The sequence below is a fragment of the Raoultibacter massiliensis genome (assembly GCF_900199545.1).
In the GTDB taxonomy this organism is placed as follows: Bacteria; Actinomycetota; Coriobacteriia; order Coriobacteriales; family Eggerthellaceae; genus Raoultibacter; species Raoultibacter massiliensis.
Window position 1 is genome coordinate 2,102,310 of record NZ_LT962671.1, and the last position, 14,780, is coordinate 2,117,089.

Genomic DNA, 14,780 nt, shown 5'->3' on the forward strand with positions numbered 1-14,780 from the left:
GATGCGCGCATCGCCGCCCGAAACGCCTTCGGGAGCCTTTCCCGTACCCGCCACACGCCGATGCTCCTCGATGCGGCGCATGCTCACCGAGCCGCTCATACGTATATTCGCGGCATCCGATGCGAAAAGCCGATGACGATCTCGTGCGGCACCGTGCCGAGCATGTTCGCCATATCGTCGACCGTCACGATCGAATCGCCCTGCCGCCCGACGACGACGACCTCGTCGCCTATCTGCGGATCGAGCCTGCGTCGGTTCCCGTATACGCGCATATCCACCTCGAACATACACTGGTCCATGCAGATGTTGCCGACCTGGCGACACCGTTGCCCATCAAGGATCACATCGATTCTGCCTGAAAGCTCGCGGCGATACCCGTCGGCGTAGCCAAGCGGCAACGTGCATATCTTCACGCTGCCGGGGCTTCGGTACTGCATCCCGTAGCTCACGCCCTCGCTCATGGGCACCAGTTTGACCTCGGTGATGCGTGCATGAACGCTCATGGCGGGATGGAGATCAACCATACGGCGCGTTTCCTGACACGGATAAAACCCGTAGAGCGAGATGCCCAGGCGCGCCATGTCGAAGTGAACATCAGGGTAGCGGATGATGGCCGCCGAGTTGGCCGCATGCACGATGCCGGGATTGATGCCCGCTGCGCGCATGGCGTTGATCGCTTCGATGAAGCGCTTCGTCTGAATCTGGAAATCGAGCGTTTCGGGGCAATCGGCTGTTGCAAAATGCGTGAACGTGCCGACCAGATCGAGCGCGCGGTGGAAGCTGACCTGCGTCATGAACTCCACGACCTCGTCGTGGCGTATGCCGATGCGGTTCATCCCGGTGTTTATCTTCAAATGGTATGGAGCCCTCACCCCGAACGCATCCGCCGCCTCGCCGTACTGTATGGCGAACTCGGGCGTATAAACCGTCGGCATGATTTTGTAGGCAAGCAGGAGGGGGATGGAAGCAAGCGGCGGCTCGGCCAACACGAGGACGGGAGCGTTGATAAGCGCCTCGCGCAGCTCGATGGCTTCATCAACCGTCGCAACACCGAGGTATTCGGCACCCGAATTGAGCGCGGTTTTCGCCACCTTCACCGCACCGTGCCCGTACGCATCGGCCTTCACCACGGCCATCAGCCGTCGACCCCGCCCGATGCATTGGCGGGCAACGCCGACGTTGTGCCTGATGGCTGCAAGGTCGACCTCGACCCACGCCCATCGGCGATCGCGTGCGGGAATAGTCGCGAGCTTTTCCGGATCAAAAGCGAGCTTCCCCGACGCCGATATGACGTCGCGCGCAAAATCGATGGGCTGCTTGACGCTTCTCTGGGAATACATGCTCGAATAATCGCTACGGTGCTCGCTCACGAAAAAGCCTTTCTCTTAGCTCGTCCCTAGTATAGCGCACGGGTCGACGGTGCAGCAGCGTCCGATCCGACTGCATGAAGAATTCTCGCCTTGCAGAACCGATTTGACGCACTCGCCCGCAATCCGTTCTCCTTTCGCATGTTTCGAGCTTCGGTATAATGTGCACGAAAGGGAGGGACGCCGTGACAGCCAGAAAGAGTTCATTGCTTATCGCCATAGGCTCAGGCATCAATCTAAGCCTCTACGGCATTGGCGTATGGAACGGGAGCACAACGCTGACGAACGGCGGCCTGTTCGGCTCCGCTGGTCACGAACTTATTGATTGGTATATATGGTTCGCGACAATCGGCTTGCTGGCGGGCATATTTCTCCGAGCCGCCATTTCCATGCTGACCGGATCCAACGGTCGGTTTCATGCGCAAACAACCTTCTGGGCCGTCGCCGCCGCAGCAGCATCGCTCTTAAGCGGCTTTTGGACCAGCAGCGTTCCCGCCATCTGCATCACCGCCTTTTGCACTGGATGGGCGTTCGCTTGCCTATCGGTGTTTTGGGTGGTGCAACTGCATTCCGCATCGTCCCGAACCCGTATTACCCTGCCGCTCATACTGCTCTGCTCGGCAATCATAAACGCCTGGTACGCCATCGCCCCCCAGAACCAACTGCATGCGTATCTTGGCTGCTCGCTCCTTGCATCTGCGGCCTGCAGCATTCTGCTTCTCGCTGGAAGCAGAAAAGACGACGCCCCTTCGCAGCATCGCATAACAAACGTAAGAGAGAAATACGTACCGGCCTTTTCCCGTTTCGCCGAAGTCGTCTTCTGCGTTATCGCATTGCAAATCATCGCCCCCGCCATGAACTACATGGGGCTCATGAACACGATAGACCCGGGCACTCAACTGGCGGTCGTCTGCGCTGCGCAAGCAACAGCCGCCATCGTTGTATTTCTCGCCTTGAAGCTGATCAACGCCCCGCTACGCTCGGTCCAGTTCTTCAAGTACGTAACCCCCGTGCTGATCATCGCCCTTTTCCCCGTTCCGTTTGCCGGACACGCGTACTCTCTCATCATGCTATTCGCGGGCTCGTGTCTGCATTTCGTCGTGGTCAACGCATTGTTCTGGGTTGACTCCATAACGATTGCCCGTAAAGGCAATCTGGTTTTCGAATTTTTCTACGCCACGGGACTTTTCGTTTTGATGGTTGTTTGCGTGATTCTCGAGCAGGTTATGCCGATGATCCTTCAGGCATCAAACTCGACCGAACTGCTCTTGGTGTTCGGCGTGTTTTTCTGCATCTACATACTCAGCATGGCATTCATGTTCGCACGGCGGCGCAAACGAGAGTCAGCTCATATCGAATCGCCGGCCCAATCAAGCGACGATGAGCCGTCTTCGCTTGCGAAGCCCCTTTCGGGGAAAAGCGCTTCGGGACAGGCAATCGATTCGCAAACCGTTTCGCATATCGTCCAAGACCGGCATCAACTCAGTGGCAGAGAGGCGGAAATCCTCGAAATGCTCTTGCGTGGCAAAAACGTTCCCGCCATTGCGGAAGAACTCGTCATATCGCAGAATACAGTGCGATCCCATGTGAAGCGCATCTACCGCGCAACCGACGTCCACACGAGACAAGAGCTCATAAGCTACTGCGAAAGCATCGACCTGACGTAAAATCACCTAGGTTACCGTCGAATCACCCATTTTGAGACACGCCTCCCCTGTCCGAAATCTTACTCTTGTTGAGCCCCAAGGGGGCAAAGACACAAAGAGGAATGAGGAGGATCTTATTATGGGAAGCATATCAAGACGTTCTTTTCTGGCTGGCTCCGCATTGACTGCAGGCGCGTTTGCCTCGTTTGGCATTGCAGGATGCGCTCCAAAGGAGCCCCAGACCGTAGCGGAGGATGGCGCCGTGGGAGCCGCCAGCAGCACCGATACGCGCACTCACGCCGCAAACCTCAACCCCCAGACCGATCAACCCGAAGTCGCCAACGGCACGTGCCCCTCGCTTTTCACCGGATGGTCCATGGGCTCGCTCGAACTTCCCAATCGCATCGTTAAATCAGCCGCTGGATATATCGGCGTCACTTCCCAGGGAATCCTCGGCGACCTGCATCTGCAACATTACGCCTCGCTTGCCAAAGGTGGCGCGGGGATTGTCTACTGCGATGATTTCGCCGAGCTGTACGACCATTTCAAAGCCATTCCCGACGTGGGCAAGTTTGTCGACTGGACAGAAGACGACTTGAAAGCCTTCACGCAGAACATTCACGACAACGGAAGCCTCGCCGGTTATCAGCTTGCCACGATGGGTCTCGTCTTCAGCGGCTTCGAGGAAGACCCCAACGCCTTGTTTCAGTCATCGGATTGCATGGATATGACCGCCCAGGAAATCCAAGACCTCATCGCGGACACAATCAAGGCGGCAGGCGTGCTCAAAAATTGCGGTTTCGATTGCGTTGAAATCAACGCCGCAGGCGAGAACATCGGCCAAACCTTCATGTCGCGCAACCGCAACAAACGAGACGACGAATACGGGCCGCAGACCTTCGAAAACCGCACCAGATTCGTATGCGAAGTCGTCAAAGGAATAAAAGATACATGCGGCGCAGATTACCCAGTGCAGGTTCTCATCAACGGCGTTGAGGAAAACGACAAGAACGTCGGAGACAACGCCCTCTTTACCACGGTAGAAGAGAACAAAGCGATGTGCAAACTCATCGAAGAAGCAGGTGCCGACTCTCTCCATGTTCGTATCGGGCCTTGCGGTATGCACGTTGCGGAATTTGCAGGCGATCTGTATTTTGCCGGCTTCGGCATCGAGGGGACCACAGGTTACGGCACCCAGTTCGATTTCGAGCGCCATTGGCAGGGGATGCTCAAGAGCGACCGCTCCGGCTTGGGAATCATGACAAAAGCGGCAGCCGAAATAAAGAAGGCCGTTTCCATTCCCGTTGGTGCCGTTACTTACATGGATCCTGCACGTGACCCCGAGTTTTTCGAAAAGCTTGTCGCCGAAAACGAGCTTGACTTCATCCTCATGAACCGCCCCTTGAGCGTAGATCCCGAGTACCTCATCAAACTGCAAGAAGGGCGCCTCGATGAAATTCGCCCTTGCACGCGCTGCATGCACTGCCACTGGGACGCCAGCGGAGATGGCAGTCTCACATTCAGCTGCCGTACAAACGCCGCACATCCCTTCAGGTTTGCCTCCGGCCAGCTCACGGGAAGCTATCAGCCGGAGCCTGCCGAAACCGCCAAGAACGTACTTGTAGTGGGAGCGGGCCCGGCCGGCATGGAAGCAGCACGGGTGGCAGCCGAACGGGGACATCATGTAACGCTCTGCGAACGGAAGAGTTCTCTTGGCGGCCTTCTGCCATTTGCCAGCAACGTAAAGGGCCCGCACGAGAACCTGGCTCCCTTCAAGACCTACCTCGAAAAACAACTCGAGGTTTCCGGGGTAGAGGTCATCACCAACCAAGAAGCCGATGCCGACTTTATCAACAAGCAGAATCCCGACGCAGTGGTTATCGCCGTAGGCAGCAAGCGCGACACGCTCGGACTTTCGGAGACCAGTGGCACAAACGTTGTCTCCATCGATGATTTCATGACCTCCGAAATTGCCGACAACGTCGTGGTGGTAGGTTCAAACGCCCAAGCCATCGACGTCGTCATGTACCTGATTGCCCAAGGCAAGCACGTTCAAGTCGTGACCCCCAGCGCAGCGAGCGAAATCGGCGCAGGGCACTCTTACTGGATCAAGACGTACACGCAGCCCATCATCAAGGCCCTTGGCACCCGCTTCTGGCCCGAAGCGACCGTCTCCAGCATCGGAGATGGCACCGTTACCGTCACTTCCGATTCCGGTGTCGAAGTCGAGCTGGCATGCGGCACGGTTATCGAAGCGTTGGACGGTCTTCCGAACACCGATCTCGCCCAAGGGCTATCCATGGAGGTATACACCGTGGGCGATTGCGATAAGCCGTTTAACATTGGCGAAGCCATCTGCGCAGGCAATGCTGCCGCACGGCAAATATAACGAGAACCCAGCCAAATGTTCAAGGCGCCCGCAAAGGGCGCCTTGGCGCTTTCGCAGAAAGCTCAGTGGCCTTCCCCCGCCATCATCGATACCGCATGGCCGAGTGCGGGAAGAACTCCCTCCCAATTCTCGCATGCGGCTTTCTTGCTACCGGGCAGATTGATGACGAGTGCGCGCCCCCGCTGCATGCAGAGCGCTCGCGAAAGCATAGCGTGCGGCGTGATTGCAATGCTGTGGGCTCGCATGGCTTCCGCTATGCCGGGTACGTTTCGGTCGCACACGTCTTGAGTGGCTTCGGGCGTCACATCGCGCAACGAAAGGCCGCTGCCTCCGCAAGTGAGAACGACATCGACCTCCAGGTTGTCGGTCGCCTCCACGATGGCGGCGGCTATATCGGCCCGCTCGTCCTTCACGACAACGTGGCTCGCGCACTCCCAGCCTTGCTCGGCAATGCGCTCTTCAAGCGCCGCTCCTGCCGTGTCTTGACTCAGATCGCGTGTGTCGGAGCAGGTTACGATCGCGAAGCGGACGGACTTATCTGGCATGGTCGAACTCCTTCTCATCGGCTTTGCACGAATCGGTTCGTAAGCCACGGTGCCCGGCGGCATAGCAGCCAGCCGTCAGGCACCGCAGCATGGAGGGCTTCTTAAAGGCTCAGCTCTTCGGCCACGTCGAGCAGCACGCACTCGACGACCGATCCGGCCGTGCGGGATTCCAGCCCCTCGGGCATAATGGCCATGCAGTTGCTGCGCTGGATGACTCCGAACAGCCCTGAGCTTTGGTTTCTCGCAGGCGCCACGATGTACTCGCCTTCGTCGTTTTTATACAGCGTCGAACGCAAGAATATGCGGCGCGGATCGTTTTTCTTAACATCGCGGGAAAGCCGCGCTTTGATGCGCGGGCGCTCGAAATAGCGATAGCCCTGCATCTTGCGCAAAGCAGGGCGGATTATCATCTCGAACCCGACGTACGCCGCCGCCGGATTGCCCGGCAGCCCGAACACCGGCTTGCCGTCGACGATGCCGAAGGTCTGCGCTTTGCCCGGCCGCATGTTAACGGTTGTCATGAGAAGTTCGCCCAAGCGCTCGACCACCGGCTTGATGAAATCGAAATCTCCGTTCGAAGCGCCGCCGCTCGTGATAACGAAATCATGCGTAGCGCAAGCGCTCTTCACCGCATCGGCGAGCGCATCTTCGCTATCTTCGACAATCGGAAGGATATCGGGAATGCCACCCGCCGCCTGCACGCTTGCGGCAAGGGCGAAGCTGTTCGAGTTGCGGATCTTGCCTCCCGTGGGAACCTCAGTGGGATCGACGAGCTCCGATCCGATGGAGATGATGGCAACGCGCGGGCGCTCGTAGGTGGCAACCTCCACGATTCCGCAACCCGCAAGAAAACCGATGCCCGCGCAGCTGATAACTTCGCCGGCTTCGACAATGGCCTCGCCGGCCTTCGCCTCTTCGCCTGCCTCGCGGATGTTCGAGCCGACTTTGGCAGGAGCCGAGAACGACACGGTGCTGCCCGGCTTGCCGTCGCCCTCTACGGGTTCGACGATCTCGTATTTCACAACCGCATCGAGCACTTCGGGAATGGGGGCGCCCGTCATGATGCGCACGCATTCGCCATGCTCGACCGAACCGTCGTACCAATCGCCAGCTGCTACTTCTGCGATGACCTTGAGCTGAACCGGATTCTGTTCGTTCGCCTGCTCGATATCGGCGGCATACAGAGCATAGCCGTCCATGGCGGAATGCGCGAATGGCGATATGTCGATGTCGCTCGTCAGCGCATAGGCGCTCACTCGTCCGACGACATCGAGCAGAGGAACGGTTTCGGTGGGAAGCGGCTCAACATGCGACAGCACAAGCGAACGGGCTTCTTCAAGCGAGATCATTTCCGGCACAGGTATCTCTCCCCTCTTAATGAGCGCGATGCGAATTCCAGCCGTCTGAGGCGGCCCCCTTTGGCTTCGCGCGATTCAATGCACGTCGTCCATTATAGCGCTAGAAGAATAAGTTTCATCAAAAGGTTTGCACCATGCTCAGAGTTGGCGATTCGCGAGAAAATCAGCTGGTGTGCACGCGCGCTGATCGTCAGGGAAATGCTTGGTGTTTCCCGTGACGAGAATGGCGTCCCAACATTGCGCGGCATCGTAGAACTTCTGATCATCAAGATCGCGGCAGAGCGGGAATGCGTATCCGCGCACAACGGGATCGGCGCAGCATCCAAACGTTCTTACAGTCCCAAGAATTGCATCGACCTCGGCTCGATCGAAGGCAAACTTAGGGCGCGCAAGCACCGCCTCGTATTCGCGATACATAGCGGCTGAATACACCAGACCGAACCGTCTTTCGATGCAAAGCCGAACCAAACGGGCCGGATTGCCGTAATCGAGATGCTGCCACAGCGCCGAAACGAGGACGTTGGTATCCAAGATAATGTATGTCATGTTTCGAGCCTAGCCCTGTGCTTGCTCTGATCGATGCGAGGAGATCTCTCGCTCGATGTCCTCCTCTGAGATCGGGCGGCCTTCCGTCTTATCCCATAGGGCATGCAAGGTCCTCATGGCCATCCACTCATCATACGAATGGACCGCATCGTTGAGGGTATCGAAATCGGAAAGGTCGATCATCATGAGATCGATTTTTCCGTTCGTGCTGATATACGCGCACCCTTGCTTCCGGGCCGCATCGCATATCGCCTTCGTTTTTTGAAGCAAGTTCGCTTGATGTATATATATTCACATGATGACAAGGCCGATGGCCGTCGGTAACCAGTTAAGCGCGGCTCGGGTCGGGCAAAACAATCTTGCCCGACCCGAATGAAAGCTCCGTGCGCTATCGCCTAAACGACAGTTTCCTTTTCGGCCATTCGCTTGCCTGCGATACGCCCGAATGCAAACGAGAAGCTCACATAGCATCCGCACCCCGGATAGTTACCCGGAACGCCGAAGATGTTCGAACCCGTATCGCACCCCGAGCAATAGAGATGGGGAATCGGATTACCCCAGACATCGAGAACCTGCGCTTCCGCATTGATCACCAAGCCGCCATGGGTCTCTGCCATGTTCATGGCCGGAACCTCCATGTAGCCTTCACCATCCATGTCCCAGCTGTTGTACACGTCGTTGTATTGCACGTTGTAGTGATACTGCTGGGCAACCTCGATCGGGTAGTAGTTGCACATATTGTATAGATCGGCACCGACGGCCATAGCGGCTCTGATGCCATCGCCTGTGCAGTCCTTGCACATATAGGTAGAGTAGCCGAGCGCTTCTTGGCAAAACCGCTCCTGCATATCGAGCCCCGCGGGAAATCCGCCCGTCGCCAGCATGACACCCTTATTTGCCTTGTAGAACACGGTACCGTCTTTGCCCTCGGCCTCGATGCCTATCACGGCACCTTCGCTATTAACCACCAGTTTCGCAAGAGCGGTCTCGAACACCGCCTCTATCGCATCTTGAGCCTCGATACATGCCAAAAGCGGATCGAATAGCTCAGGACCGGAATTCGCCGTATTGTCGGGCATTGCGCTTGCCCAATGCGTCCGAGGAACCGCTTCATCGAGGCTTACACCGAATTTTTCGTATTCGCAGCCGGTTGCATCGAGGCAGCCTCCGACCGCACCGTTATGGCCGCCATCTTCAGTACCCGAATTCGCTTCCGCCATGGCAACCTCGAAACACGGATATCCCAAGTATTCCTCGGCAAGCGCATCGAGCCAATCGACGTTCGGACCCGCAACATCGGCATAGGCTCGTGCGATCTCTTCGTTGCATGTCCCATCGGTGCAGGTCATAATCCAATCGAAAAGAGCGTCCGCACTATCGTCAATGCCCAACGCCTGTTGGATTTTCGTAGGGGCTCCCATTATGGCACCGCCACAGCGGGCCATCGACCCCCCGGGAAGCGCCGCTTTCTCAACGATGAGCACCGAGGCGCCGTTTGCCGCAGCCTCGATGGCGCACGCCGCTCCAGCTGCTCCATAGCCGCACACCACGACATCGGCCTCTTTGTCCCACGTGATCGACGGGTCGCTTTCTGTCGGTTGATTTGCCGAAGCAGACGAGTCGGAAGAGCCCGTGGCCGAACTGCATCCCACAAGCGCACTGCCTGCGGCGATGAACGCAGCAGCCCCCGTACCCTTGATGAAACTCCTTCGCGTTAACCGTCCCTCTTCTTTTCCCATATCATTCCCTTCTTTCCCGATATCTGGCGACGCACACGCACGCCGCACCTCATCGCTGCACCAAGGCAGCGCAATCCCAAACATCACGCCCTATCAGCTATGGCAGGTGTAGCATTCGAACAGGTTGGCATGGTGGCAGCTCGCACAAGCTCGCTGGGCCTTTTTCTCCCTATCGGCATCGGCTACGTGCATTTGATGGCAGCTCAGGCACGACAGCTCCGAATGGCTTTCGGATTCCGAAATTGCATGGGGGTTCACCACGGTTCCGTTGTCGTCGATAAGCACTGTGGAGGCGGCTGTGGTCTGCGCAAGTTCTGCAAGATCATGGCAGCTTTCGCACGATTGCTCCTGCACCGTCGTAGCCTTCAACGCCGCACGGCCCGCTTTTTCCATAGTCGCACCCTCGTGAGCCGATGAGAGCCCCGCAACGTCGGCGTGGCATGTTGCGCACGAGGCATCGGCTGCATGAGCGAAGGCTCCATACGCGGAATCCTCGAATGATGCGGATTCTTTTTCGTGGCACATTTTGCAGTCGCTATCTTCCGACCAGGTGAATTCAACCAAAGCCGCCGATGTGCCGTCATTGCCCTCATGCGCTTCGCTTGGCTGCTTGGCCTCTTGCGGCGCACATGCGAGCAAACCGAACGCGCAGAACAGGGCGAACACGCCGAGCAAAACTGCGTAGTTCGCTTTCTTTTGCAGAATCATCGTTACTCCCCTCACGAATCATTTTCTTTGATTCTAGGGAGCGGGTTCGCAGTGCAGCAAGCAATTTCGAATCAAAGGACATATCATGTTTCAAGGCTTTGCAATATGCCATTTATAGTTTTTTGATCAGGCTTTATTTCAGATTTTCTGACTTGGTTGCGTACGCTGTATGCATCCTCATATGCAATTCGTTCGTCTTCGCCTTTAGGAGCGCATCGACATCGGAATACAGTTCAGCGGTCAGTCTTCCGAGCTTCGCCGTTGTCAATGCTGCGGCTATCTCTCCTTTATCGGTGAGCGAAACCGTACGGCTGCGCCGATCTTCTCCCGCCAGCACGGAAACGAACCCGAGCGAATGCAGTTTTGAGATAGCGGAAGACACGGCACTGCGATCGAGTGTAAGAGCGTCGGCAATAGCGCATCCCCCCATTGCCGCCGGACGCGTTTCGAGCAAAGACAAACAGCGGTACTCGTTAAACGAAAGACCCGCATACTGCTGCACAATAGCTTCCCAACGCCGTAAAAGAGCAAGGGGGATCATGAGAAACGCAGGCGTCATGACAGAATGGCAAGCATTGTTTATTTCAACCCGCCCTACCCCAAGCTTTTCCGCAACCGAAGGAAATGCATACATGATCTCGTAAACATCTTCATCGGAATGTCCGCACCAGACCGTCGCGCGTAAATGATCGTAGAGAGCATCGAAGCAGTCCTCGACCGCTTGCGCACCATGCGGCGTTTCCGAAAGAACGACGACTCTTCCATCGGTCCTTTCCCGTCGCTTTTCGACAAGCGAGGCTTTCGCCAACTTGGCAGCAGCCACCACGACGGTGTTTTCGTTTCCCAGTACGTTGCGAGGAAACGATGCGAGGTTCATGCTTCCTCCATGCGAACGCACGGAGGAGAGCAGGCAGAATGCAAGGTACGAAATCCCGACGCGTGAAGCAACGACCCGCGTAATGCGCCGACGTAAATCAACGACGACGGTTGCAAGCTGTGGCGTAAACAGCACTTCGTCCTGTATCATCGATGCCCCCAAGCAATCGGTTCACGGTTTCGGTATTCCTCGCGTTTTACCTTTATATGACTCTTATACGGCTCATGCAATACCAGTATACGTCATATGCTTACCCGATGGATGAACTAACTGCAAAAAGAAACATGGGTGAGGAGATAGTGCGCCTGCGAAAAGCCGCGGGGCTTTCCCAGCAGCAGTTCGCCACTATGCTCGGCATGAATCGAACGCGACTCCGCGAGATCGAAAAGGGAACGGGCAATCCCAGGCTCAGCACCCTCATCCGCATAGCGAACGGCCTTGGCGTCGAGCTCAAGGATCTCGTCGATTTCGAAGCGTAGACAACGCACTGGCAGGGGCTGCAAATCGCAAACCGATTGTTTCGGCCCCCAAAAACCTCGCCTCTTGCCGTATCGAGGCGCAACGTCTCCCTTTGCCGCCCCGCAGCCAAGAGGCCGCCCGCATCAACAACGCCTTCCGTCACGTCCCAAAGTCGAAAAACGCCCGGCTCAAGCAAATGAACCGGGCGTCGAAAACGATGCGAAAATCCGAATCTAGCGCTTGATATTGTAGAACGCGCCCATGCCGGCGTAGGTTCCGGCAGCATCGAGCTCTTCCTCGATGCGGATGAGCTGGTTGTACTTGGCAACGCGGTCGCTGCGGCAGGGAGCGCCCGTCTTGATCTGGCCGGTATTGCATGCAACGGCCAAGTCGGCGATGGTCGTGTCTTCGGTCTCGCCCGAGCGGTGGCTCATAACGCACGCGTAGCCCGCCTGCTTCGCCATCTGAATGGCCTCGAGCGTCTCGGTAAGGCTGCCGATCTGGTTCACCTTGATGAGAATCGCGTTTGCGCAGCCCATTTCGATACCCTTGGCAAGGCGCTTGGAGTTCGTGACGAACAGGTCGTCTCCCACAAGCTGCACGCGCTCGCCGATGCGATCGGTGAGTTCCTTCCAGCCGTCCCAGTCCTCTTCGGCCATGCCGTCTTCGAGCGAGATGATGGGATACTTGTCGACGAGAGCCTCCCAGTAATCCACCATCTCGGCACTCGTAAGCTCGCGGCCTTCGCCGGCAAGCACGTATTTGCCGGTTTCGGCGTTGTAGAACTCGGTGGAAGCGGGGTCCATCGCGAACATGATGTCGCTACCGGGCTTGTAGCCCGCGGCTTCGCACGCGCGAACGATGTACTCGAGCGGCTCTTCGTTGGTCTTGAAGTTGGGTGCGAAACCGCCTTCGTCGCCCACGCCGCCGCCAAGTCCTGCATCGTGCAGCACCTTCTTGAGCGTGTGGTAGATCTCGGCGCACCAGCGCAGCGCCTCGGCGAAAGAGGGAGCGCCAACGGGCATGATCATGAACTCCTGGAAGTCAACGTTGTTATCGGCATGAACGCCACCGTTCAGGATGTTCATCATCGGCGTGGGAAGCATGCTCGCATTGACGCCGCCGACATACTTGTACAGGGGCAGCTCAGCGGCCTCCGATGCAGCCTTCGCTACCGCAAGCGATGCGCCGAGAATCGCATTGGCTCCCAGGTTGCCCTTGTTATCGGTTCCATCGATCTCGATCATGGTCTCATCGATGAGACGCTGATCGTCGGCCTCCATGCCGATGAGGGCATCGGCGATCTCCTCGTTGACATGAGCAACGGCATTGAGGGTACCTTTGCCGAGATAGCGCTCCGAATCGCCGTCGCGCAACTCGACTGCTTCGAACGCGCCCGTCGATGCGCCGGAAGGAACCGCCGCTCGACCGAACGAGCCGTCCTCGAGTACGACCTCGACCTCCACCGTCGGGTTACCGCGTGAATCAAGCACTTCGCGGCCGAATACATCGATGATGATGCTCATGTGCACTGCCTCCTCAGGGTATATGGGTTAGCGCGGCTTGCCGTGCAAATGCAAAGCCGCAACCTAGTAAACGATGCCATCATACTAAAACGGTTCAGAAAGCGGCACGTGATCGGCTATTTCGCTCACAAGTTCCACGGCAGCGGCGCAGGTGGGCACAGGCAGGACCGATCACTTGCACTTCCATCGGAGCGATGCCGCATAAGAGTAATCGATAATTTGCCCCAAGGGAGTTTCAAGCCAACCAGTCTCTCCGTGGGAAAAATGCGAAAGATCGGCTGATGAGGCAAACGTGTTGGCAAAAGCGCATACCGCTTTAAGCAGCTCAATCTCATCGGCGCTGAACCCAGCCAGATCGGACGGTCTATTCGACACGACAACCTGGCCTTCGCCTTGCTCGAGAAGCGATAGATCAACGCCATCGGTTAGCGCGGCAAGCATCAATTCGTACTGGTCGGGTACGGGACCGAACTCAGCCTTGGCGTATTTCAAGCCAGTAAAGCTTACGCCGGCATCCCTAAACGATGCAAAGTCTAGATAGAACAGCACCTTATTCAGCTTCGTTCGATATAGATCGCGCACATGGCTTGCAAGGAAAACAACCGTCTCGCGCAAACGTGCGGCCTCAAGCGATCTCATGCCGGTTTCAGGCGAGGCACAAGAAGCCATGCCATCGAGCAGTTCGATCCTGACGAAGGCATAATCGACAGATCCGCCGAGACAGCCTTCGATAGCCGAAAGGGCTTTGTCGACCTCGTCGCTGCCGAGCTTTTTGCGATTCCCGAGAAGCCTCTCCCTCGCATACCGAGGATCGCGCATATTGCGCAAAAGATGCGCGTGGGCAGCAGTCGGCAAGGCGCCGTGTTCGTACCTCTGGACGCTGGCGATGCCCATATCGAGAACCGCGGCAAAAGCTCGCTGGGTAAATCCGTAACGCTTGCGAAGCGCAACGATTTCTTCGGGCTGCGGTATATCGCGAAGATCCCTGTAGCGACGGTATTGCTTTTCGAGATTGCGATCCATCGTCGGCGCGTGCCCAATACGATTTCCGCATTCCGGGCAGATCGGATATTCGAAATCTTCGGTTACGGGCATGCCGCGCACTGCAACAGATTCCCGAACGATGCTGATCGGCGCATCAACCTCAGCATAGCATGCATCGCAAATCGCATGCACAAACTCAACCATCTCATTCTTCCTCTCGGTAGGGATAACAAAGAGGATGTTCGGCTTCATGAAACGATACGCAAACCGCTTTCACCGATCCGCACGAGACAAATACTGCTATCTTTATGTACGTCTCGATCGATGTAAGAAATACTCCGAACACCCACACATCATGGGGCCTTCCCTTGTTGTCGGCAAGCGGGCCCGACGAATAATTCTCCATACCCAGGTTTTGCACAACCCCGTAAACCTGCAAAACGCTATACCCGACCCTTTGAATATGCCGGCTTGTTTTACCCGCCGGGTTGCCGAGGCCCGCAATTACGAAATCATCGAACGCCACAGCTTTTATAAGCGCAAGGATCGATTCCACCTTCCATTTTTCCGCAATCATGAAGCCCCAATCAATCAATTGATGTATCGATTTTCTATCATAGCATACATGCTCCATTG

13 protein-coding genes are annotated in these 14,780 nt (G+C 56.8%); 3 read left to right on the forward strand and 10 right to left on the reverse strand.

The window, feature by feature from the left end; all coding sequences use genetic code 11:
- Positions 1-95 precede the first annotated feature (95 nt).
- Positions 96-1,370, reverse strand: coding sequence for an alanine racemase (gene alr, locus C1719_RS13250; RefSeq protein ID WP_245874526.1), 1,275 nt, complete (start codon positions 1,368-1,370; stop codon positions 96-98).
- 182 nt (positions 1,371-1,552) lie between these two features.
- Here alr and C1719_RS13255 point away from each other — a divergent pair, with 182 nt between their 5' ends.
- Together C1719_RS13255 and C1719_RS13260 are read left to right on the forward strand one after the other, a co-directional pair.
- Positions 1,553-3,034, forward strand: a complete 1,482-nt coding sequence (locus C1719_RS13255; protein WP_180963614.1) for a helix-turn-helix transcriptional regulator — start codon at positions 1,553-1,555, stop codon at positions 3,032-3,034.
- Positions 3,035-3,152: 118 nt separating this feature from the next.
- Positions 3,153-5,402, forward strand: coding sequence for an oxidoreductase (locus C1719_RS13260; protein WP_102375542.1), 2,250 nt, complete (start codon positions 3,153-3,155; stop codon positions 5,400-5,402).
- A gap of 62 nt (positions 5,403-5,464) precedes the next feature.
- On the opposite strand, the gene C1719_RS13265 is transcribed toward C1719_RS13260, so the two are convergent.
- From C1719_RS13265 to C1719_RS13290, 6 genes are all read right to left on the reverse strand, one after another.
- Positions 5,465-5,947, reverse strand: coding sequence for a MogA/MoaB family molybdenum cofactor biosynthesis protein (locus C1719_RS13265; RefSeq protein WP_102375543.1), 483 nt, complete (start codon positions 5,945-5,947; stop codon positions 5,465-5,467).
- 101 nt (positions 5,948-6,048) lie between these two features.
- Complete coding sequence (locus C1719_RS13270; RefSeq protein WP_102375544.1) at positions 6,049-7,305, reverse strand: molybdopterin molybdotransferase MoeA; 1,257 nt, start codon at positions 7,303-7,305, stop codon at positions 6,049-6,051.
- 138 nt (positions 7,306-7,443) lie between these two features.
- Positions 7,444-7,851, reverse strand: coding sequence for a putative toxin-antitoxin system toxin component, PIN family (locus tag C1719_RS13275; RefSeq protein WP_102375545.1), 408 nt, complete (start codon positions 7,849-7,851; stop codon positions 7,444-7,446).
- A 395-nt stretch (positions 7,852-8,246) separates the two neighbouring features.
- Positions 8,247-9,590 carry an FAD-dependent oxidoreductase gene (locus C1719_RS13280; protein WP_180963615.1) on the reverse strand — a complete coding sequence of 448 codons (1,344 nt, stop codon included), beginning with the start codon at positions 9,588-9,590 and terminating at the stop codon, positions 8,247-8,249.
- Positions 9,591-9,683: 93 nt separating this feature from the next.
- Entirely contained in the window at positions 9,684-10,298 is a 615-nt protein-coding gene (locus C1719_RS13285; RefSeq protein WP_102375547.1) for a hypothetical protein, read from the reverse strand.
- Between the two features lie 133 nt (positions 10,299-10,431).
- Positions 10,432-11,175 carry a helix-turn-helix domain-containing protein gene (locus C1719_RS13290; protein ID WP_180963616.1) on the reverse strand — a complete coding sequence of 248 codons (744 nt, stop codon included), beginning with the start codon at positions 11,173-11,175 and terminating at the stop codon, positions 10,432-10,434.
- A 284-nt stretch (positions 11,176-11,459) separates the two neighbouring features.
- Here C1719_RS13290 and C1719_RS13295 point away from each other — a divergent pair, with 284 nt between their 5' ends.
- On the forward strand, positions 11,460-11,654 hold the full coding sequence (locus C1719_RS13295) for a helix-turn-helix transcriptional regulator (protein WP_245874527.1): 195 nt from the start codon (positions 11,460-11,462) through the stop codon (positions 11,652-11,654).
- Between the two features lie 213 nt (positions 11,655-11,867).
- On the opposite strand, the gene eno is transcribed toward C1719_RS13295, so the two are convergent.
- The 3 genes from eno to C1719_RS13310 all read right to left on the reverse strand — a co-directional run bounded on the left by eno (position 11,868) and on the right by C1719_RS13310 (position 14,778).
- Positions 11,868-13,160: a phosphopyruvate hydratase gene (gene eno, locus C1719_RS13300; protein WP_102375549.1), complete on the reverse strand. Its 1,293-nt coding sequence runs from the start codon at positions 13,158-13,160 to the stop codon at positions 11,868-11,870.
- A gap of 171 nt (positions 13,161-13,331) precedes the next feature.
- On the reverse strand, positions 13,332-14,348 hold the full coding sequence (locus C1719_RS13305; protein WP_102375550.1) for a type II TA system antitoxin MqsA family protein: 1,017 nt from the start codon (positions 14,346-14,348) through the stop codon (positions 13,332-13,334).
- Between the two features lies 1 nt (position 14,349).
- Positions 14,350-14,778: a toxin gene (locus C1719_RS13310; protein WP_245874528.1), complete on the reverse strand. Its 429-nt coding sequence runs from the start codon at positions 14,776-14,778 to the stop codon at positions 14,350-14,352.
- Between the last annotated feature and the right edge of the window lie 2 nt (positions 14,779-14,780).

Bases quoted from the DNA above. Each gene is read 5' to 3' on its own strand.
- C1719_RS13260 (WP_102375542.1), top strand. From the start codon at position 3,153: ATGGGAAGCATATCAAGACGTTCTTTTCTGGCTGGCTCCGCATTGACT.
- C1719_RS13265 (WP_102375543.1), bottom strand. From the start codon at position 5,947: ATGCCAGATAAGTCCGTCCGCTTCGCGATCGTAACCTGCTCCGACACA.
- C1719_RS13275 (WP_102375545.1), bottom strand. From the start codon at position 7,851: ATGACATACATTATCTTGGATACCAACGTCCTCGTTTCGGCGCTGTGG.
- C1719_RS13280 (WP_180963615.1), bottom strand. From the start codon at position 9,590: ATGGGAAAAGAAGAGGGACGGTTAACGCGAAGGAGTTTCATCAAGGGT.
- C1719_RS13285 (WP_102375547.1), bottom strand. From the start codon at position 10,298: ATGATTCTGCAAAAGAAAGCGAACTACGCAGTTTTGCTCGGCGTGTTC.
- C1719_RS13290 (WP_180963616.1), bottom strand. From the start codon at position 11,175: ATGAACCTCGCATCGTTTCCTCGCAACGTACTGGGAAACGAAAACACC.
- C1719_RS13295 (WP_245874527.1), top strand. From the start codon at position 11,460: ATGGGTGAGGAGATAGTGCGCCTGCGAAAAGCCGCGGGGCTTTCCCAG.
- eno (WP_102375549.1), bottom strand. From the start codon at position 13,160: ATGAGCATCATCATCGATGTATTCGGCCGCGAAGTGCTTGATTCACGC.
- C1719_RS13305 (WP_102375550.1), bottom strand. From the start codon at position 14,348: ATGGTTGAGTTTGTGCATGCGATTTGCGATGCATGCTATGCTGAGGTT.
- C1719_RS13310 (WP_245874528.1), bottom strand. From the start codon at position 14,778: ATGGAGCATGTATGCTATGATAGAAAATCGATACATCAATTGATTGAT.